The organism is Streptomyces sp. MP131-18, from assembly GCF_001984575.1.
In the GTDB taxonomy this organism is placed as follows: domain Bacteria; phylum Actinomycetota; class Actinomycetes; order Streptomycetales; family Streptomycetaceae; genus Streptomyces; species Streptomyces johnsoniae.
Window position 1 is genome coordinate 3742197 of sequence record NZ_LZNS01000001.1, and the last position, 20428, is coordinate 3762624.

At 74.3% G+C, this 20428-nt stretch carries 17 protein-coding genes and 1 pseudogene; 13 read left to right on the forward strand and 5 right to left on the reverse strand.

Annotated features, from left to right (window positions below; all coding sequences use genetic code 11):
* Position 1: 1 nt before the first annotated feature.
* Positions 2-535 (reverse strand): EF-hand domain-containing protein, encoded by a 534-nt coding sequence (locus tag STBA_RS16685; protein ID WP_077060017.1) that lies wholly within the window; start codon positions 533-535, stop codon positions 2-4.
* A 120-nt stretch (positions 536-655) separates the two neighbouring features.
* On the opposite strand from STBA_RS16685, the gene STBA_RS16690 reads away from it, so the two are divergent.
* From STBA_RS16690 to STBA_RS16700, 3 genes are all read left to right on the forward strand, one after another.
* On the forward strand, positions 656-868 hold the full coding sequence (locus tag STBA_RS16690) for a hypothetical protein (protein WP_077060018.1): 213 nt from the start codon (positions 656-658) through the stop codon (positions 866-868).
* Positions 869-1004: 136 nt separating this feature from the next.
* Positions 1005-2081, forward strand: coding sequence for a hypothetical protein (locus tag STBA_RS16695; RefSeq protein ID WP_077060019.1), 1077 nt, complete (start codon positions 1005-1007; stop codon positions 2079-2081).
* 75 nt (positions 2082-2156) lie between these two features.
* On the forward strand, positions 2157-2882 hold the full coding sequence (locus STBA_RS16700) for a VWA domain-containing protein (RefSeq protein WP_077060020.1): 726 nt from the start codon (positions 2157-2159) through the stop codon (positions 2880-2882).
* A 22-nt stretch (positions 2883-2904) separates the two neighbouring features.
* On the opposite strand, the gene STBA_RS16705 is transcribed toward STBA_RS16700, so the two are convergent.
* On the reverse strand, positions 2905-4434 hold the full coding sequence (locus STBA_RS16705; protein ID WP_077060021.1) for an ABC transporter substrate-binding protein: 1530 nt from the start codon (positions 4432-4434) through the stop codon (positions 2905-2907).
* Between the two features lie 39 nt (positions 4435-4473).
* Positions 4474-6540 (reverse strand): hypothetical protein, encoded by a 2067-nt coding sequence (locus STBA_RS16710; RefSeq protein ID WP_143659499.1) that lies wholly within the window; start codon positions 6538-6540, stop codon positions 4474-4476.
* Between the two features lie 246 nt (positions 6541-6786).
* On the opposite strand from STBA_RS16710, the gene STBA_RS16715 reads away from it, so the two are divergent.
* The 5 genes from STBA_RS16715 (at position 6787) to STBA_RS38335 (ending at position 12576) form a co-directional block, all read left to right on the forward strand.
* On the forward strand, positions 6787-7575 hold the full coding sequence (locus STBA_RS16715) for an ABC transporter ATP-binding protein (protein ID WP_077060022.1): 789 nt from the start codon (positions 6787-6789) through the stop codon (positions 7573-7575).
* A gap of 4 nt (positions 7576-7579) precedes the next feature.
* Positions 7580-8923: an ABC transporter permease gene (locus STBA_RS16720; protein ID WP_077060023.1), complete on the forward strand. Its 1344-nt coding sequence runs from the start codon at positions 7580-7582 to the stop codon at positions 8921-8923.
* A gap of 153 nt (positions 8924-9076) precedes the next feature.
* Positions 9077-10987, forward strand: coding sequence for an NAD(P)-binding protein (locus STBA_RS16725; RefSeq protein ID WP_077060024.1), 1911 nt, complete (start codon positions 9077-9079; stop codon positions 10985-10987).
* Positions 10988-11053: 66 nt separating this feature from the next.
* Entirely contained in the window at positions 11054-11869 is an 816-nt protein-coding gene (locus STBA_RS16730; RefSeq protein ID WP_077060025.1) for a MerR family transcriptional regulator, read from the forward strand.
* A complete protein-coding gene (locus tag STBA_RS38335; protein ID WP_077060026.1) occupies positions 11866-12576 on the forward strand; it encodes a hypothetical protein in 711 nt (236 codons plus the stop codon). The genes STBA_RS16730 and STBA_RS38335 overlap by 4 nt, the downstream gene beginning before the upstream one ends.
* A gap of 10 nt (positions 12577-12586) precedes the next feature.
* Here STBA_RS38335 and STBA_RS16740 read toward each other — a convergent pair whose 3' ends face one another.
* Positions 12587-12946 carry a MazG-like family protein gene (locus STBA_RS16740; RefSeq protein WP_077063375.1) on the reverse strand — a complete coding sequence of 120 codons (360 nt, stop codon included), beginning with the start codon at positions 12944-12946 and terminating at the stop codon, positions 12587-12589.
* Positions 12947-13060: 114 nt separating this feature from the next.
* Between STBA_RS16740 and STBA_RS16745 the strand changes: the two genes are divergently transcribed.
* The 4 genes from STBA_RS16745 to STBA_RS16760 all read left to right on the forward strand — a co-directional run bounded on the left by STBA_RS16745 (position 13061) and on the right by STBA_RS16760 (position 19441).
* Entirely contained in the window at positions 13061-15394 is a 2334-nt protein-coding gene (locus STBA_RS16745; protein ID WP_079251972.1) for an excinuclease ABC subunit UvrA, read from the forward strand.
* A gap of 263 nt (positions 15395-15657) precedes the next feature.
* Complete coding sequence (locus tag STBA_RS16750; RefSeq protein ID WP_077060027.1) at positions 15658-17454, forward strand: hypothetical protein; 1797 nt, start codon at positions 15658-15660, stop codon at positions 17452-17454.
* Between the two features lie 123 nt (positions 17455-17577).
* Positions 17578-18831, forward strand: coding sequence for a S8 family peptidase (locus STBA_RS16755; protein WP_079251973.1), 1254 nt, complete (start codon positions 17578-17580; stop codon positions 18829-18831).
* A gap of 274 nt (positions 18832-19105) precedes the next feature.
* Positions 19106-19441 (forward strand): STAS domain-containing protein, encoded by a 336-nt coding sequence (locus STBA_RS16760; RefSeq protein ID WP_077060028.1) that lies wholly within the window; start codon positions 19106-19108, stop codon positions 19439-19441.
* 9 nt (positions 19442-19450) lie between these two features.
* On the opposite strand, the gene STBA_RS16765 is transcribed toward STBA_RS16760, so the two are convergent.
* Positions 19451-19846: a nuclear transport factor 2 family protein gene (locus STBA_RS16765; protein WP_077060029.1), complete on the reverse strand. Its 396-nt coding sequence runs from the start codon at positions 19844-19846 to the stop codon at positions 19451-19453.
* A gap of 167 nt (positions 19847-20013) precedes the next feature.
* Here STBA_RS16765 and STBA_RS16770 point away from each other — a divergent pair.
* Positions 20014-20364, forward strand: a pseudogene (locus tag STBA_RS16770) (hypothetical protein); the annotation flags it as partial.
* Positions 20365-20428: the final 64 nt, after the last annotated feature.

The following is a 20428-nucleotide window of genomic DNA, read 5'->3' on the forward strand; positions in this document are numbered from 1 at the left end:
CTCAGGCCGCCGCGTCTCCGACCAGGCGGTCCCCTGGGATGTCCGCCTTGTCCGGCGCGTAGTAGTCCTTGATGCCCTCGGCCCACGTCGCCACCGGGATGCGGTCCGCGGCCGAGGGGCCGAAGGCGTCGAAAAGCGCGTCGATGTTGGCACGTTCGAACCCGATGGCTTCCATGAGCGCCACGAACCGGTCCCGTTCGACGAGTCCGTCGCCGTCCGGGTCCCCGAGCGCGGCGAGCGCCTCGGCGAATCCGGTGACCGTCTCGTCGAAGCGCTCGGGCGACAGCACGCACGCGGTGTACTCGTCGAAGTCGACCCCGCCGTCGCCGTCGGCGTCCAACTCGTCGGAGAGTGTGGCCCAGTAGCGGCGGAAGGCGTCCCGCAGCGCGCTCTTCGCCGGTTCGCCCGAGTCCTGCGCCGCCTCGGTGACGCGCCGCGCCATCAGGTCGAAGTCCTCGGCCTCGATACGGCCGTTGCCATTGGCGTCCAGCAGGGAGAACACGAGCTTGACGCGACTGATCGCTTCTGCACGCATGATTCCTTCACCTTGCTTCCGGTCGTCGCCCGATGATCGGCGCGGGGAGATACGATGTGCTCACTATCCGTTCGGCATGGGCCAGTTGGGCGAGAAGAACGGCACGGTTCACCTGAAAGGGTGGACGCGACCGCCACCGTGGCCGCGGCGGGTGTGCTGCTGCTGCCGTCGCCGGACGCGCTGCGCAGCGCGCGGCTGGCCGAGCGCGTCGAGGAACTGCCGGGCAGCCGGGAGACACCCGGGCCACGGCCGGGCGGACGAGCTCGAAGTCGCGCATCGGAGGCGATCTGCCAAAGCATCGCGCTCCCCGAGCCGTCGTCGACTCTCACGTAAAGTGCGGCCGAGAGGGTAATCAGGTCTGTCGTCACATACGGTCCTGGGCAGCCTCGATCCGCTCCGGCCGAACCGTGCCGCCGCCGCGGGGCCGAGGCCGGCATCCAAGGTGGAGGCAACCGTGGAAGTCCCTGACATGTCGCACGGTGCGCGTCTCGCCGCCCATAGTGCCGTCTCCACATCCCTGGCCCTGTGCGGTGATCGCGCACTGCACGAGCTCGTGAACACGGCCGAGCCGATCGGGTCCGGCATCGGCGGGAAGGCGTCCCTGCTGGAGGTCGCCGGAACGCCAGTCTTCGTAAAGCGGGTGCCCGTCACCGACTTGGAGAGGCAACCTGAGCACGTCCGGTCCACGGCGAACCTGTTCGAGCTGCCCGTCTTCTGCCACTACGGCGTCGGCACCATCGCCGGGCCGGGCTTCGGGGCCTGGAGAGAACTCGCCGTGCACACCATGACGACGAACTGGGTGCTGACGGCGGAACACGAGGGCTTTCCTCTGATGTACCACTGGCGGGTACTGCCGGACTCGACGCCCCTGCCCGAGGACCTGGCCGACACCGAACGGGCTGTTGCTTACCGGGGCGGCTCATCGCAGGTACGCCGCCGGATCGAGGCTCTCCAGCAGTCCTCGGCGAGCGTCGCGCTGTTCCTGGAGTACATCCCGCAGAGCCTGCACCAGTGGCTGGGCACCCAGGTCGAAGCAGGCGACGAGGCCGCCAACCGGGCTTGCGCCATGGTGGAGAGAGAACTGGCCGCCGGAGTCTCGTTCATGAACGACCGCCGGCTCCTGCACTTCGACGCGCACTTCGAGAACATCCTGACCGACGGCCGGCGCCTCTACTTCGCGGACTACGGCCTCGCCATCTCCTCCCAGTTCGAGCTGTCGCAGGGCGAAGCCGACTTCTTCGAACGGCATCAGACCTACGACCGCTGTTACACCGCCACGTATCTGGTGAACTGGCTGGTCACCGCTCTGTTCGGATACCAGAGGGAGGACCGGGACGGCCGCTACGAGCTGGTGCGCGCCTACGCGGAGGGCAAGCGTCCCACCGGAATCCCGGAGGAGGCCGCAGCGATCCTCGCCCGGCACGCGCCAATCGCGGCCGTGATATCGGACTTCAACCTCAAGTTCCAGCGCCGGAGCCGGCAGACCCCATATCCGCTGGAGGAGATCCGCCGGCTCGACCGCACGTACAGCCCATCCGTCGACTGACGCACCCGGCCCGACGGGCGGTGGTAGCGTTCCGCATCCCCGGGGTGGGGTACCGGACGGTGAGAGGGGCGGGACATGTCGGCTGCGGTCGGTCTGGAGAAGGTGCGGGCGGTTGCCGGGGAGGGGTTGGTGCCGGCTTACGAGGCGGCCCGCGTATCCCTGGAGAAGTCGGGGCTCGGCGGGCAGCGGGCGGCCGTCTACCTTGTGCTCGACCGGTCGGGGTCCATGCGGCCCTACTACCGGGACGGCAGCGTGCAGCGGCTCGCCGAGCAGGTCCTCGCGCTGTCCGCGCACCTCGACGACGACGGTGTCGTGCCGTTGGTCTTCTTCTCCACCGGCGTGGACGGCGTCGCGGACCTCTCCCTCGGGGACTACCGCGGACGCATCGAGACGCTGCACGCTTCCCTGGGCCACATGGGCCGCACCAACTACCACGTGGCGATGCAGGCGGTGCTCGACCACCACGCGGCCACGGGCGCCGGACAGCCCGCCCTCGTCGTCTTCCAGACCGACGGGGGCCCGACGTCGCGTTCCGCCGCGGAGCAGTTGCTGTGTTCCTCGGCGCGGCTGCCGGTCTTCTGGCAGTTCATCGGGTTCGGGGACCCGGACGACAAGCAGTTCGCCTTCCTGCACAAGCTGGACGACCTGCCGGTGCCGGCCAGGAGGCCGGTGGACAACGCCGGGTTCTTCCCGGCCGGGACGACGCCGGGCGCGTGGCCGGACGGGCAGCTGTACGACCGGCTGACGGCCGAGTTCCCCCACTGGCTCACCGCCGCCCGCACGGCCGGCATCCTGCGCTGAACGCCCCGGCCCCCGCCGCCGTTCACGGCTCGGGGGTGGCCAGTTCGGGGACGTAGGGGGTGCCGGAGGCCGAGGTGATGGTGCGGATGGTGAGGTGGCCTTCCTGGTCGATGCGGATGATCGGGATGGCCTTGTCCTCGGGGCTGCCGTCGTTGTGCAGCGAGATCCAGCCGCTGGCGCCGGGGACGGCGTTGGCGCCCCTGAGCGAGGTCAGCATCTGGAAGACGTCGCTCGAGGTCACGTCCCGGCCGCCGCCCGCGGTGGTGATGGCCCGCACCGCCGCCCTGACCGCGTCGTAGCCCATGATGGCCTGGCCGTCGTGCAGGGTGTCGTTGGAGAAGCGGCGGTCGTAGTCGCCGTCGTCGGCGAACGCGGCGATGGCGTCCTCGGCGAAGTACTCGGGGGCCTCGTCCCACATGTCCGGATGGGCCAGGCCGGTGTAGACCAGCTCGATGTTGCCGGTGCGCAGCGCGCTCTGCACCTCGTCGAAGCCGTCCTGCTGGGTGGCCTGCGAGGTGTCGTCGCCGGACAGGACGGTGAGCGTCTTGTCGTTGCACTGGCGGTTCTTGAGCGGAGCGAGGAGGTCGGGCAGGTCGCGGCTGCGGCCCGCGTAGTAGATGACGTCCGGGTCGCTCAGGCACAGGTTCGCCGACTGGACGCTGAAGTAGGTGGCGATGTCGGTGTGGGAGGAGTCGTATTCGAAGGGCTCGCCGTCGACCAGGCGGGGGGCGGGGAAGCGTTCGGCGAACTCCCGGGCGAGCGTGCGGGTGTACGGGTCGTTCTCGTTGACGTCCTGGATGATCAGCACCTCCTTGTCCCGGTGCTCCTCCTGCGACAGGTAGCGGACGGCCGCGGCGGCCTGGTCGGCGTTCGGCGGGGCGACGCGCACCAGGCCGGGGGTGTCCGCGAGGCTGTCGGAGGTGAGGACCGAGCCGAACGAGGGGATGTCGGCCTTGGTCAGCTCCTCGACGATCCACTCCGTGGAGTCAAGGCTGGTGCCGAGCCCCGCCACGGCGACGATCCGCTGCCCGTCCCGCTGCTCGACGACGTGCTCGACGGTGTGCCGCCGCTGCTCGTCCGTCGTGCCCGTGTGGGCGAGGAGCAGCTTGATGAGCGAGGAACCGTCCGACTCCTCGTGGTTGGCGCGGTACTGCGCGGTGAACGCGCCCTCCAGCTCGTGCCTGATCGTCTCGATCGTGTTGCTGTCGTTCTGTTGCGGGGCCAGCGGCATCAGGTACACGACCGACACGTAGGAGGCGCCGTCGTTCCCGGCCTCGACCTGGTCGTCGACCCACGCGTTCTCCGCGGCGATCTCCTCCGACACATGGGCGAGACCTTCGTGGAACTCGTGGCTGCCGTCGGTCAGGCCGACACACTGCCGGTCGTCACCCTCGCCGACCTTCTCGACGCCCTCGGCGCAGGTCGGGTCGTCCGGCCTGAGCAGCAGCACGGCGACCGCGGCGACGGTGAGCGCGGCGAGGACGAGGAGGAGCCGGCCGGGGAGCCCCTTGAAGAACGGCGGGTCCGCGTCGGGACCGCTGGGCGATGACATCGCGCTACTGCCTCCTGCTCGTGTCGCGGTGCGGCGGCGTCACAGCCGTGCCTCGTACTTCGCGGCCTCGTGGATGAGGCCCGCGGCCCTGGCGTGGGAGTGGACGCCCAGCTCGCGGAACATCGTGCGGATCGTGTAGTTGAGCTCGGGGGACGAGGTCGGCAGCCGGTTGCGCGGATCCGCCGACAGCCACAGCGACGTGACCAGGATGGACAGCGCGCGGTGCTCGTGGAACGCCGTGGGGGCCAGCTCCTGCGCCAGGCGGGGCGCGCGGCGCGACGGCGGCTCGTCCGGGTCGACCGGCCGCCGCATCGGGGCCGCGGTGATCGCGTACAGCTCGTACAGCCACTCGTCGGTGCTGGGCAGCGTGCTGAGGCTGGTGTTCAGGCGGGCGACGACCGGCTCAAGCTCGCCGAGCGCCAGGCTGTGGTAGTACGCGTCGAGCGGCCGGTCGTGCGTGCGGTGCCACTCGCGCAGCGCGGTGTGCACCGCCGTCCAGTCCTGGCCGCCCGCCGGGCGGGCGGCCAGCTCGCGCAGGAGCAGCAGCCGCAGCCACGGGTGCAGCACGGGGCGTCCCGGCAGCGGCTGCGGGTGCGCGGTGGGCAGCAGGTAGCCGCTGCCGCGCCCGCCGTGGGCCCCGGCGTCCTCGGGAACGGGGTCGACCAGCCACAGCCGGGCGCCGATCTCCTGGAGCAGCGTGTCCTGGGTGCGCATCACGAAGCCGCTCAGCAGCCCGCTGTCCACGGCCGTGTCGAACTCGCGGGCGGCGGAGCAGACGATGAGCGCGGCGTGCTGGTCGTCCTCGGACAGGTCCCGCAGCAGGTAGCGCAACGCGACCTGGGCCAGCGGGAGTTCGCGGGCGGCTTCGCCTTCGGCGCCGGGCGGCGGCACGGGGTGGTCCAGGACGGCGCGCAGCTCCGTCTCGCCGCCGTGCCGCGCGACGGCCCGCCGCGCCACGGTGTGCAACTGCGCGACGCTCCACGGGTGACCGTAGGACAGCCGGTGCACCAGGGGGGTGATCTGCGGCAGTTGCGGTATCTCGGCGCCGAGCTTCGCGACCTCGTTCGCCGTCAGGTCGCGCAGCCGCACCGGGTACCAGTGCCAGGACGTGTCGGGCGCGGGCCGCGGGATGCGCTCCCGCCAGGCCGGGTACGACGCCTCCTCGGGGCCGCAGGTGCGCAGGCCGGCCGGGCCGGGCGCGAACGGGCCGGGGATGCGTCCGGCGTGCGCGGCCGTGGCCACGACGAGCAGCGGGTCGAAGACGCCGCGCTCGGCGGCGTTCTCCTCGCGGATCTCCACCAGCAGGTCGAGGAACGCGCGGCCCTGCTCGCTGTCGGCGTTGTCCAGCAGCGCCACGCTCTCCCGGTCCCGCCCGTACCGCGCGTAGTGGGCCCGCAGGTCTTCGAGGAACGCCGCGCACAGCATCCGGTCGGCGGCGCGGCGGTCGCCCGTGGCCTCGCTCGCGCCGAGCTGATTGAGCGCGACGAGCGCGTCGATCCGGCGGAAGCCGGCCTGGTCGCCGTACCAGGCGAGGCCGGTGCGCCACATCACGTCGACGGGGAGACGCGGCAGGCCGCGCTGCACGAGGCTGACCAGCAGGCTGAGTCCTGGCAGCTGCACCAGGTTGAGGTCCGACAGGAGGGTGAGGGCGGCGCCGGCCCGTTGCGCGGCCTCGTCCGAGGGGGTGTGCTCCCTGGCCTGCCGCAGCGCCGCGCGCAGTGCGGCCCGCGCCCTCCTCGGCTCGGCCTCGTCGAGGGAGAGGCCGGTGCGGACGACGAGCAGGCCGAGGGCCAGCCGCGGGAACCGCAGACGCGGCTGGCGCGGGAAGCCGTGGGACAGGCCGATGGCCAGGCGGGCCGCCACCTCGAAGGGTCTTCGCGGCGCGGCGGAGGCGAAGTCGTACAGCGCGTGCGGGCGCCGCGACGCGAGGTAGCCGAGGTGGTTGAGCGTGACGGTCTTGCCGCTGCCGCGGGGGCCGAGCAGCACCACGACGGGCAGCGCGCGGCCCCGCCGGTGCTCCTCTCCCGCATCCGGCCGGGTGCGGCACGCGTGGAACAGCTCCTCGATGCCCCCGACGCCCATCAGGCGTTCTCGTCGCACGTGCACGCCATCCCCCTCCCCCCACGCCGACGGCCGCGGAGCCGCGGCCCGGACGTGACAACGTACCGAAATGGTGCCATGAAGTCGCGCTCCGTGTCCGGCCCTTGACTCCGGCAGTCCCGGCCACCGCTTCGGCCCCCGGTGACCGGTGTACTCAACAACACCGTCGGTCCGGGCCGTGAGCCCAATGTTCCGGCGCCCGCCCGTCCGTAGCGTCATGGGTGTGGCGCCGAGGGCGCCGGACGGAAGGGGATGACGATGTTTGGTCGAGGGCGCGGGAGCGAGCCCGCTCGGAACGCCGAGGCCCTGCGCCTGGTCGGGGTCACCAAGGTGTACGGGACGGACGCGGAGAACTCCGTGACCGCATTGGACAACGTGTCGCTGAGCCTGCCGGCCGGCAGCTTCACGGCGGTGATGGGTCCTTCCGGCTCGGGCAAGTCGACGCTGCTCCAGTGCGCGGCCGGGCTCGACCGCCCGGACAGCGGAGCGGTCGTGGTGGACGGCGAGGAGATGACGGGCGGCACGGAGGCGCAGCTGGCCAAGTTCCGCAGGCGGCGCGTCGGGTTCGTGTTCCAGCAGTACAACCTGCTGCCGACGCTCACCGTCGCGCAGAACACCACGCTGCCGCTGAAGCTGGCCGGGCGGCGCGTCGACCGGGAGAAGGCCAGGACGATCCTGGCGCAGGTCGGCCTCGCCGACCGCCTGGGCCACCGGCCGGACGAGCTGTCCGGCGGGCAGCGGCAGCGGGTCGCGATCGCGCGGGCGCTGGTGACCGAGCCCAGCGTGATCTTCGCCGACGAGCCGACGGGCGCGCTGGACACGCGCAGCGCCAGGGACGTGCTGCACCTGCTCCAGGAGGCTGTCCGGTTCCACGGCAGGACCGTGGTGATGGTGACGCACGACCCGGTCGCCGCGTCCTACGCGGACTCGGTGCTGTTCCTCGCCGACGGGCGGCTCGCCGGGTACATGAACGCGCCGACGGTGGACTCGGTCGCCGAACGCCTGGCGCACCTGGGCGACGACGTGCCGGCGGGGGTGTGACGCCGTGTTCTCACTGGCATTCCGCTCCGTGCGGCAGCGCCCCGGGCGCTTCGTCGGAACCCTGCTCGCCGCGTTCCTCGGCGCGACCGTGACCATGACGTTCAACTCGATGCACGACACCGCGGGCGCGGCGGGCGTCGACGACCGGAGCGCGGAGTCGCTGACGCTCGCCGCCGGCGTCGTCGGCGGGTACGGCACGCTGCTGGTCTTCTTCGCCATCGCCTCCACGCTGACGGTGAACGTGCGGCAGCGCGAGGAGGAGATGGGGCTGCTGCGCCGCACGGGGGCGACCCCGGCGCAGATCAAGCGGATGATCGTCGGCGAGTCCGTGCTCGTGGCGCTGGCCGCGACGGTGCTCGCGATCGGCCCCGCGATGCTCGGCGGGCGGGCCCTGTTCGACATGTTCCAGGACACCGACCAGGTGGCGGCGGACGTGGACTTCGCGTTCGGGCCCATCGCGCTGTCCGCGGGCTTCGGCATCACGCTGATCGCCGCGGCCGGTGCCGCGTACCTCGCGGTGCGCCGCGCCACCAGGACCGCGGCCGGGGCGGCCGGGGCCGGGGAGCCGCGCGGCCGGCTGCGGAACGTCGGCGGCGGCCTCGCGCTGGTGACCGGTCTCGGCGGGGCGGCCACCACCTTCGTGTTCGAGAGCACGGACCCGGCACTGATGGCGCCCGCCGCGTACGGCGCGATCCTGCTGTCGATCGGTCTGGCCGCGTTCTCGCCCGCACTGCTGCGGATGCTGCTGCGCCGCGTCGGCCGGCCGATCGGGGCGCTGGGCGCCGGCGGCTACCTGGCCGTGCTCAACACCCGGCAGCGCGCCGCGGAGTTGGCGGGGGTTCTGATGCCGCTGGTGCTGTTCATCGGCGTGGCCACGGCGACGGTGTACATGCAGGCCGTCGAGAGCGACGCGATCGAGGCGTCCGGCCTGGCGAAGTCGGTGGACGACAAGAACCTGGAGACGATGAACCTGATCGTCGTCGGCGTCATCGTCGGCTTCGCCTGCATCATGCTGATCAACAGCCTGTACGCGGCGACCTCGTACCGCAGCCGCGAGTTCGGCGGGCAGCGGCTGGCGGGGGCGACGCCGCGGCAGGTGCTCGGCATGGTCGTCACCGAGGGGCTGCTGCTGACGGTGACCGGGGTGGTCCTCGGCACGGCGGCGGGCCTGGCCGGTCTGGTGCCGTTCAACATGGTGCGCACCGACACGGTGTGGCCGGAGCAGTCGCCGCTGGTCTGGCTCGGCATCGTCGCGACAGCCGCCGCGGCCACGATGGTCACCGGCTGGGCGACGGCCCGCAGGGCGCTCCGCACCCCCGCGGTGGTGGCGGTGACGAAGGCCGCCTGACCGCCGCGCGCCGCACCGGTCGGCCGCGCCCCGCGGGGGGTGCGGGCCGACCGTCCAACTGCCTTTGCTGTGGAACCTGTTGGGGTGACCGCGCGTCTTCGATGCGTGTCTGTACTTCCGGCCGACGGCCACCAGGGAGCAGCCGCCGGGCACATGATCGTCTGCGGGGACGACGTGCTGGCGGTGCGGCTCGGCGCCGAACTGCACGAGGTGTACAGGGAACGGGTCACGCTCGTCGTCCCGCCCGCCGACGCGGGCGACGGCACGCGCGACGGCCGGCGCGGCCTGGTGCGCATCTCGGCGTTCCTGGGCCGGATGACCGCCGCGATGGGGCGGTCCGACGCGGGCGCCGCGTCCGGCGACACGCCCGCCGTGCGGGAGATCGAGGCGGCCGAGCCCACCGAGGACGTGCTGCGGCAGGCGGGCGCCGCGGAGGCCGCCGCGATGGCGCTGGTCCACGAGGACGACGAGACGAACATCAGGGCCGCGCTCGCCGCCCGGCGGCTCAACCCGCGGCTGCGGCTGGTGATCCGCCTGTACAACCGCAAGCTCGGCCTCCGCCTCGCCGACCTCCTCGACCAGGCCGCCGCGGTGGCGCTGCCGGGGCTCGACCCGGCCGGCCTCGACGCCTCCACCATCGTGCTCTCGGACGCCGACACGGCCGCGCCCGCGCTGGCGGCCACCGCGGTCGCCGGAACGCGCAAGGTCGTGGCGGCCGACGGGCTGCTGCTGCGCGCCGCGGAACGCCCGCCGCCCGCCCCCGGCGAGATCGCCGACCCGGGCCTGTGCACGCTGGCGCTGCTGTCCGCGACGGCGCAGGACCCGGCGGGCGACGAGGGTTCCGACCGCAGCGGCGCGGGCGCGCCGCTGCTGCTGCCCGACGACGCGGAGGTGGCGGCGGCGACCGGCCGCGGCACCGTGGTGCTGGAAACGGTCGCGCACGCCGGTCCCGCGCTGCCGCCGCGGCGCCTGGCGCGGCGGGGCGCGCCGCTCGCGGACATCTTCCCCGGGCGGCTGCGGTGGGCGCTCGCGGGCGTCGGGGCGGCCGGGTGCGTGCTGGCCGTCGCGCTGTGGTGGGCCACGGGCGGGCACCCGCTGAACGCCGCCTACCTGACGCTGCTCGATCTGTTCTCCATCGGCGACCCGGCCGTCGGGGAGCCGGTGGCGCGGCAGACGCTCCAGCTGGTCGCGGGGCTCGTGGGGCTCGCGCTGCTGCCGATCCTGGTGGCGGGCGCGCTCCAGGCGCTCGGCACGTTCCGCAGTCATACCGCGCTGCCGCGCCCGCCGCGCGGCCTGTCGGGGCACGTGGTGCTGCTCGGCCTCGGCAAGATCGGCACCCGCGTGCTGGCGCAGCTGCGGGAGCTGGACATTCCGGTGGTGTGCGTGGAGGAGGACCCGGAGGCCAGGGGCATCGCGACGGCCCGCAGGCTGGGGGTGCCGGTGGTGCTGGGCGACGTCACGCAGGAAGGCGTGCTCGAAGCCGCGAAGATCCACCGCGCGCAGGCGCTGCTCGCGGTGACGAGCGCGGACGCGACGAACCTGGAGGCGGCGCTGTACGCGCGTTCCGTTCAGCCGGACCTGCGGGTGTCGCTGCGCATCTACGACGACGACTTCGCGACCGCGGTGTACCGCACGCTGCGCGCCGCGCACCCTGGGGCGCTGACGCGCAGCCGCAGCGTGTCGACGCTGGCCGCGCCCGCGTTCGCGGGCGCGATGATGGGGCGGCAGATCCTGGGGGCCGTTCCGGTGGAGCGGCGGGTGCTGCTGTTCGCGGCGGTGGAGGTGTCGGCGCTGCCGCAGTTCGAGGGCAGGACGGTCGCGGAGGCGTACCGGCGGGACGCGTGGCGGGTCGTTGCGCTCGACACGGCCGAGCCGGAGGACCGGCGCACCGACCTGGCGGCGCCGCGCCCCGCGGAGGAGCGGAGCAGGCCCGCGGGCCTGCTGTGGAACGTGCACCCCGGCTACGTGCTGCGGCCCCGGGACCGGGTGGTGGTGGCCGCGACCCGGCAGGGCCTCGCGGAGCTGCTGGGGCGGCGCCCCGGGGACGCGCAGGGCGCACGGTAACGGAACGCGCCCCCCGGCCTGCGTGCCGCTTGACCTTGCCGCAACGTCAACGTTTCTACTGGCCGCATGCGCATCGGAGAGCTCGCCGCACTGGCCGGCGTCACCACCCGCACCATCCGCCACTACCACCACATCGGGCTGCTGCCCGAGTCCCCGCGCGAGGCCAACGGCTACCGCTCCTACGGGCTGCGCGACGCCATCCGCCTGGCCCGCATCCGGCGGCTGACGGAGCTGGGCCTCGGCCTGGAGGAGATCCGCGACGTGCTCGCCGACGACACGGCGCACGAGCTGGACGAGGTCCTGGCCGAGCTCGACGACGACCTGGCCGCCCAGGAGGAGGCGATCCGGCGCCGCAGGGAACGCCTGTCCGAGGTGCTGCGGCAGGCCGGCGAGAACGGCGGCCTGCCGCGGGAGGGCCCGGTCTCGCCCGAGCTCGCCGCCCTGTTCACCGAGATGTCCCGCGCCTCTGCGGAACTCCCTGGCCCGGAGCCCCGCATGGCCGCGAAGGAGCGCGAACTGCTCGCCCTGCTCGAAGCCGCCCCGGCCCCCGGGGCCGCCGAGTGGCTGGGCGGCCTGCTGCGTGCCCTGAAGTCGGAACCCGGGGCGCTGCGGCGCGCCTACGAGCTGTACGCGCAGATGGACGGCCTGGCGGACGCCGCCGCCGACGATCCGCGGGTCCCCGCGGTGGCGCGGGCCCTGGTGGACGCGCTTCCGGCGGAGATCGCGGCACCGATGGCCGAGGCCGCCGGACAGGCGCACCGGACGCGGGACGGTGCGGACGGCCGCGGATTCACCGAGGCGTTCTTCGCCGAGTTCTCCGAGGCCCAGGCCGAGGCCGTCTGGCAGGCGATGCGGCTGATCGCGGAGCAGGGCGAGCGGTGAACGCCGCGCGCGCCGGGACCGGGTGCCTGCGCCTGCTGCGGCACGAACGCGCCCTGTGGTCCTGCCTGCTGCGGCGCCTGTTCCGCCGCGGCCCGCACGGCGTGGGCCCGGGCGACACGGCGGCGGGGTACGCATCGGCGCAGGCCGCCCTGAACTGGGTGATGCTCTTCCTCTCGGTCCTGGAGACGGTGGTGCTCGCGGTGCTCGTGCCCTGGCCGCTGGTCCACGCCGTCCTGCTGGTCATCGGGCTGTGGGGCATCTTCTTCGTGGTGGCTCACCAGTCCGCGTGCGTCGTCCGCCCGCACGTCGTGGGCGCGGACGGCTCGCTGCGGATACGGCACGGGGCGCTGGTCGACATCCGGGTCCCCGCCGACCGCATCGCCGCCGCCCGCGTGGATACCCACTACACCGGCGGCGGACCGCTCCGGGTCCACGACGAGCCGGGCGGGCCGGGCGGGCCGGGCGGCTCGGGCGGGCCGGGCGGGCCGGGCGGGCCGGGCGGCTCGGGCGGGCCGGGCGGCGGTACGGCCGTTCTCGCGGTCGCGGGGCAGGTCAGCGTGACCGTCGAACTCACCGCCCCCGTCCCGTTCCTGCGGCCCCTCGGGCGGCCGGCCCGCGCCCGCGTCCTGCGCTTCTGGGCCGATGACGCGCGCGCCCTCGTCGCCGCGCTGGACCGCTCGGCCGCCGCCGCGGACCCGCGGGGCTGAGCCGGGCGCGTCAGCCGCCGAACGCGGCGTTCCGCTCGACGACGCGCGCCAGGTGCGCCGCGAAGACCTCGCGGGCGTCGGGCGTCAGCCGGGCCAGCGCGACCATCGCCGTGACGATGACGTCGCACACCTCGGCCTCCACGTCCTGCCAGGTGTGCGACCTGCCCTTCCGCGGGTTCTGCCCGGTCGCACCGATCACCGCCTCGGCCACCTCCCCCGCCTCCTCGGTGATCTTCAGCAGTTGCAGCAGCCTGCGCTGCTCGACGGGCAGGGTGCTGTGCTCCTCCAGCCAGGCGGCGATGCGCTCGACGGCGGTCCAGGTCTCGTGCACGGTGTCTCCAGCGGTCGCGTTGTCAGTGCCGGATGCCATGATCGAGCCGTCGGGTCCGAAGGGCCCGGCCGCCGCATCGCCGTACGCCGCCGCGCCAGGTCCGCACCAGGTCCGCACCAGATCCGCGTCAGATCCGCACCAGGGGAGTCGTTCATGTCCGCCGAGCCATCCCGTTCGCCCGCCACGCCGCCGGGCCCCGCCGCCCCGCCGCGCGCCGCCTCCCTCGCCGCGGACAGCCACGACGTGATCCAGGTGCGCGGCGCGCGGGAGAACAATCTGAAGGACATCTCCCTCGACATACCCAAGCGCAGGCTGACGGTCTTCACCGGCGTCTCCGGCTCGGGGAAGTCCTCCCTCGTCTTCGGCACCATCGCGGCCGAGTCCCAGCGCCTGATCAACGAGACGTACACCGCGTTCATCCAGTCGTTCATGCCGAGCCTGGGCCGCCCGGACGTCGACGCCCTGCACAACCTGAGCGCGGCCATCGTCGTCGACCAGGAGCGGATGGGGGCCAACTCGCGGTCCACCGTGGGCACGGTCACCGACGCTTACACGATGCTGCGGATCGTCTACAGCAGACTCGGCACCCCGCACATCGGCACCTCGTCGGCGTTCAGCTTCAACACCGCGGAGGGCGCCTGTTCCGACTGCGAGGGCCTCGGTGAGGTCTCGCGGATCGACATCGACCAGCTCGTGGACCGGGAGCTGTCGCTCAACGAGGGGGCCATCACCGTGCCCGGCTTCACCGTCGGCGCCTGGTACTGGCAGGTCATGGCGCATTCCGGGCTGTTCGACCCCGACATGAAGCTGAAGGACTACCCGCCGGAGCAGTGGGAGGACTTCCTGCACAAGTCCGCCACCAAGATCAAGGTCGGCACCAACAACATCACCTACGAGGGCCTGGTCCCCAAGGTGACGCGCACCTACCTGGCCAAGGACCGGGACTCTATGCAGACCGCGGTCCGCGCCTTCGTGGACCGGGCCGTCGTCTTCGCCGAGTGCGGCACCTGCGGCGGCACCCGGCTCAGCGCCGCCGCGCTGTCCTCCAAGATCGACGGGGTCACCATCGCGGAGTGCTCCGCCATGCAGATCAGCGATCTGGCGGCGTTCGTCCGCGGCCTCGACGCGCCCTCGGTCGCGCCGATGCTGAGCGCGCTGCGCGACCTGCTCGACTCGCTGGTGGAGATCGGCCTCGGCTACCTGAGCCTGGACCGCACGTCCGTCACCCTCTCCGGCGGCGAGTCGCAGCGGGTCAAGATGGTCCGCCACCTCGGGTCCAGCCTCACCGACGTCACCTACGTCTTCGACGAGCCCACCACCGGCCTGCACCCGCACGACATCGCCCGGATGAACGACCTGCTGCTGCGGCTGCGCGACAAGGGCAACACGGTGCTCGTCGTCGAGCACAAGCCGGAGGTCATCGCCATCGCCGACCACGTCGTCGATCTCGGCCCCGGCGCGGGCAGCGCCGGCGGGGAGATCTGCTACACCGGCGACATCGCGGGGCTGCGCGCCTCGGACACGCTGACCGGCCGCCACCTCGAACACCGGGCCGGGCTGCGGGAGTCCGTGCGCGCGCCGCGCGGCAAGCTGCCGATCACCGGCGCCCGCACGCACAATCTGCGCGACGTCGACGTCGACATCCCGGTGGGCGTCCTGACCGTCGTCACCGGCGTCGCCGGCTCCGGCAAGAGCTCCCTCGTCCACGGCGCGCTGCCCGGCCGGGAGGGCGTCGTCGTCGCCGACCAGTCCGCGATCCGCGGCTCCCGCCGGAGCAACCCGGCGACCTACACCGGGCTGCTCGCCCCGATCCGTACCGCGTTCGCCAAGGCCAACGGGGTCAAGGCAGCCCTGTTCAGCGCCAATTCGGAAGGGGCCTGCCCCAACTGCAACGGGATCGGCCTCGTCTACACCGACCTCGCGATGATGGCCGGGGTCGCCTCGGTCTGCGAGGAGTGCCAGGGCAAGCGGTTCACGCCGCAGGTGCTGACGTACAAGCTGGACGGCAAGGACATCAGCGAGGTCCTGGGCATGTCCGTGGCCGAGGCGCACAAGTTCTTCCGCACCGGCCAGGCGCAGACGATCCTCGGCCGGCTGATGGACGTGGGCCTGAGCTACCTGCGGCTCGGCCAGCCCCTGACCACCCTCTCCGGCGGCGAGCGGCAGCGGCTGAAGCTGGCGATCCACATGGCGGAGAAGGCCGCGACATACGTGCTGGACGAGCCGACCACCGGCCTGCACCTGGCGGACGTGGACCAGCTGCTCGCCCTCCTCGACCGGCTGGTCGACGCGGGCAACACGGTCGTCGTCATCGAGCACCACCAGGCGGTCATGGCGCACGCCGACTGGCTGATCGACCTCGGTCCCGGCGCCGGACACGACGGCGGCCGGGTCGTGTTCACCGGCACCCCGGCCGATCTCGTGGCGCGGGGCGACACCCTGACCGCGCGGCACCTGCGCGAGTACGTCGCGGGGACCGGCCGGTGAGCGGCGCCCACGCGGCCGCCGGGCCGCATACCACCACCCACCACACGCTTCGCCGCGCGGGCGGAGAAGCGAACGAGGAGGCACAGTGAGCGGCGCCCACGCGGCCGCCGAGCCGCATACCACCACCCACCACACGCTTCGCCGCGCGGGCGGAGAAGCGAACGAGGAGGCACAGTGAGCGGCGCCCACGCGGCCGCCGAGCCGCATACCACCACCCACCACACGCTTCGCCGCGCGGGCGGAGAAGCGAACGAGGGGGGGCAGTGAGCGGCGGGGCGGCGGCGCTGCCCGCCGCGTTCCTGACCGGCCTGGCCGCCACGGCGGCGCCCGGCTCCGCGGCGGCCAGGTTCGCGGCCGGGCGGGCGCGGCAGGGCGCGCCCGGCGCGGAGCGGGAGCCGCTGCTGCACGCACTGCTGCACGGCGCGTGCGCCGGGAGCGCGCCGGACTGGCTGCTGACGGAGGCCGCGTCCGCCGCCCCGGCCACGGCCGCCGCCGCCCTCGCGCACCGCGACTGCCCGGCCTCGCTGCGGACGGCCGCCCTGCGGGCCGCGGCGGACGCGCGCCTCGGCGAGCTGGCCGCGGAGGGCGCCGAGGGCGCGGACGCGGTGCCGGCCGCGGTCGTGGCGGAGCTGCGCCGCCGCGCGGCGGAGCCGGTGAACATGACCCGGGAGCTGCTGGACCGGCCGGGCCCGGCGCAGGCGGTGCTCGGCGTTCCCTGCCTGCCGGACGCCGTGTTCGACGCGGCCGTGGAGCTGCTGCCCGGGCCGCCGGCCCCGATGCGGGACGGCGAGGACTTCGAGGGCTGGCTGCGCGGCCACCGGGCGGCGCTGCACGCCTGGCAGGCGATGTGGCTGCGGGTGCTGGTCACCCACCCCGACCGCCACGCGCGCCTGCTCGCGATCCCGGCGGGCACGCCGGCCGGGTCCGTGATCCGCGACCACCTGCTCGGCACCCTGCCGTGGGCCGTCGAGCCCGCGCTGCTCGACGCGGTGGCCCGCGCCGACCTGGAGCGGTTCGCCGGGGCGGTGCTCACCGCCGAGATCAGCCGCGCGCTGCTCGGCGGGCTCAGCCGGGACGAGGCACGCGCGCGGTTCGGGGAGCGGGTCGCGGCCCTGCCGCAGGAGGCCGCGCACCTCCCGCGGGCGTACCTGGACGACCGGGCGTCCGATCCGGAGCACGGCGCCCGCGCCGCGGTCGACTGGGTCGCCAGGGCCGCGGGCGAACGCTGGCGCCTGCTGCTCGACCCGCCCGCGGACCGGCCCTGGCGGACCCCGCCGGAGGGCCGCGCCGCGCTGGGCCGCCTGTTCGCCGGGACCGCGGCCGAGGCCCTGGCCGGGTGGGAGCCGCTGCCTGGCCGCCCGGTCGGCCGTCCCGCGCACCTGCTGTGGGTGCACGCGATGCTGCGCCACCTGCCCGCGCTCACGCCCGACGTCGCGTTGCGGGTGCGGCTGCTGGTGCGGGACGCGGCGCGGGGCCGCGGCCGCCGGGACGAGCGGTTCGCCGCGCTGCTCGCCGAGGTGGAGCGGCGCAGCGCCGCGGCCCTCGGCGATCCCGGCGAGGTGACGGTGCCGCAGCTGGCCGGGATACCGGGCGAGACGCTGGCCGCGTTCCTCGACCGGCACCCGGGCGACGACCATGCGGTCGAACGGGCGCTGCTGTCCTCAGCGCTGGCCCAGGACCGGGCGGACCCGCCCTTCGCCGCCGTCCTGGCCCGCCACTCCGACCCGGCCGGGGCGCTGCCGCGCCTCACGCGCGAGCTGCCCCGGCGCCTCGGCGGCGGCGCTGCGGCCAGGGACGCGTGGACCCGGCTGGCCCTGGCCGCGGAGGGCTGCGGTCCTGACACGGTGGCGGCGCTCCCGGCGTGGGCGGCGCTGGCGCACGGCGGGCCCGTGATAGCCGCGGCGGTGCTCGACGCGCTCGGCGAGGACGAGTCCGCGTGGGCCCGCTTCGCCGAGCACCCCGCCACCGCGGACGGCCCGGCCGCGTGGCTTCCGCTCGGTCCGCTGCTGGCCGCCGCCCGCGAAGGCGCCGCCTGGCCGGACCCGCCGCCGGGGGACTGAGCCCCGGGGTGTCCGTCGGCCGGGGGTGGGCTTGTCCTGACCGGCCGGGGGCGGCAGCCTGAGGACACCGGATTGTCATGGGCACACCCGAAGGTCCGTTCCGGTCCCGCCCGAGGAGACCCCTTGCGCCGCACCTCCCGCACCTCCCGCAGCCCCCGTGGCTTCCGCGGACCCGGCCGGGTCCGCGGTGCCCGCGCCACCGCCGCCCTGACCGCCGCCCTGCTCTGCCTGGCCGCCGCCGGCGCCCTCCCCGCCGCCGCGTCCGCCCCGAGACCCGGCGTCGTCAACGCCGGGGCGCCCGGCGCCGTCGAGGGCAGCTACCTCGTCGTCCTCGACGGCGGTGCCGCGCGCACCGCCGGCGGCACCGCCGCGGCCGGCGCCGAGCTGGCCGGCCGCTACGGCGTGCGCGTCGCCGGCACCTACGACAGCGCGCTGACCGGCCTCCACGTCCTGGCCACCGCGCCGCAGGCCCGCCGCCTGGCCGCCGACCCGGCCGTGCGGCTGGTCGAGCAGGACACCGCGGTCGCCGCCCGCCCGGCCGCCACCCAGCCCGACCCGCCCAACTGCGGACTCGACCGCATCGACCAGCCCGACCTGCCGCTCGACCACTCCTTCACCTTCCCCGACTCGGCCGGCGAGGGCGCCACCGCCTACATCGTCGACACCGGAATCGCGTACGGGCACCAGGACTTCGGCGGCCGGGCCAGGCCGGGCCACGACGTCACCGGCGGGGACGGTTCGGACGGCAACGGCCACGGCACGCACATGGCCGGACTGGTCGGCGGCGCGGAGCACGGCGTCGCCAAGGCCGCCGACCTCGTCTCCGTCAAGGTGCTCGACGCCTCGGGCGCCGGGACCCTGGCCGGGGTCGTCGAGGGCATCGACTGGCTCACCGCCGACGCGCAGGGCCGTTCCGCGGTCGCGCTGCTGACCCTCGGCGGCGCGCCGAGCGACGTGCTCGACCGGGCCGTCCGGGCCTCCATCGCCTCCGGCGTGGCCTACGCCGTGGCGGCGGGCGGCGGCGCGGACGACGCGGGGAACTACTCGCCCGGCCGCGTCACCGAGGCCATCACCGTGGCCGCGTCCAGCTGTGACGACCGGGTGGCCTCGTTCACCAACCTCGGGCCCGCCGTCGACCTGTTCGCGCCCGGCGTCGGCATCACCTCCGCCTGGCCGGACGGCGGCGACGGAACGGCCGCCCTGTCCGGTACCTCCGCGTCGGCGGCCTTCGCCGCGGGCGTCGCCGCCCTCCACCTGGCCGACCACCCCGGTACCGGCCCTGCCGCGCTCGGGCAGGCCATGGACGCGGCGGCGGCCGTCGGCAGGCTCACCGGTGTGCCGCCCGGCACGCCGAACAAGCTGCTCCAGGTCATCTGACCCGCGGCACCAGGGCGGAACGGCGGGCGCCGCGGCGGGTGGGACGAGTCCGTACAGGCCGGGACGGAGTGGTATGTCCCACCCGCCAAAAGGTGGCAGAAGCCCGTCCGCCGTGGGATGTTGGGATCACACGAGATTGTCCCGGGGCTGCACTCCGGGACAGGGTTCCGGGAGTTGCCCCTTTTCATCAGGGCACCCGGACCCGCCACGGCCCTCCGCCCGCTGTGCGGTCGGTTCGCTTTGGGCTCACAACCCTCCGAGAAGGGTGCCCGGCATGCACGTCGACACATCCGTCCGCGGGAACACCGCGAGCATCAGTCCGCACTGCGAGATCGACATCCACACGCTGCCGCAGGTCGAGGCCGCGTTCGCCGCGCTGCCGTCGACCGTCACCGATGTCACGCTCGACCTGGCCGACGCGCCGTTCATGGACATCGCCGGTCTGCACCTGCTGGTCGGTGCGCGCCGGGCCGCCCTGGCGCGCCACGGCACGCTCACCGTCACCGGCCTGAGCCCGCAGCCGCACCGGCTGCTCCTGATCGCCCACCGCACGTTCCCTGGGACCCACTTCGGCGAGTTCCTGCCCGGCGACATCACTCTCACCGTCTGAGGCGGCCGCTCACGGCCGAGGGGCCCCCGGCCGCATGGCGATCTCGCTCAGGTGCAGACCGGCGAGCCGCCAGCGGCCGTCGGCCGCCGTCAGGAACTGGCTGATCCTGAAGTGCCCGTCCACATCGCGCCCCTCGTAGATGCTCTGCTGGCTCTGCACCCCGAGCGCCAGGGCCGCACAGCCGTAGCGGCGGATCTCGACGTACTCCCAGTCGAAGGAGTCGTGAACGAGCGCGCCCGAGGAGTAACGCGCCAGCCAGGCCGCCCTGTCGAGCACGAAGCCGTGCCGCCCGACCGCCGTGAAGTCACCGGTCAGCAGCGTCCCGAGGGCGTCGGTGTCGCCGGCCAGCTCGGCCCGCGCCCACCTCCGGCCGAAGGCGTGCAGCTCCTCGTCGTCCTGTTCCATGGGGCACATCCCTCGCTTCGCGGGCTTCCTCGCCGGCCCTCAGGCTCCGCCGCGGCCACGCGTCCGCGCATCGCCCGGCAGGAGGCAACGGTGTTACTCCGCCGACCGCATCACCCCCCTGACCCGTACGCCCGGGGGAGTACGGGGCGGTACGGCACAGTGGGTTCATGGATACACGTGTGTTGCGCGCCGTGGGAGTGGCCACGGCGGTGTACGGGCTGGCGGTGGCGGCCCGGCCGGCGCTGCTGGCGAAGCCGTCGGGGCTGGCCGGGCCCGGCGGGCGGACCGGCGCGGAGGTGCGAACGGCGCTGCGCCCGCTCGGCCTGCGGGAGGCGGCCTCCGGGCTGGCCCTGGCGCTCGCGCCCGAGGGCCCGGCGCTGCGCACCGCCGCGGCGCTGCGGCTCGCGGCGGACGTCGGCGACGCGGCGCTGCTCGGCGCCACGCTGCCGGGCCGCCTGCGGCGCCGCGGCGCGGTCGCGGTGTCGCTCGGCTGGGGCGCGCTGACGGCGGCCGGACTGCTGCTGCCCGGAGGCCAACGAGAACTACCCGGCGTGGCAGGATGGTTGACGGACAGGCACGACG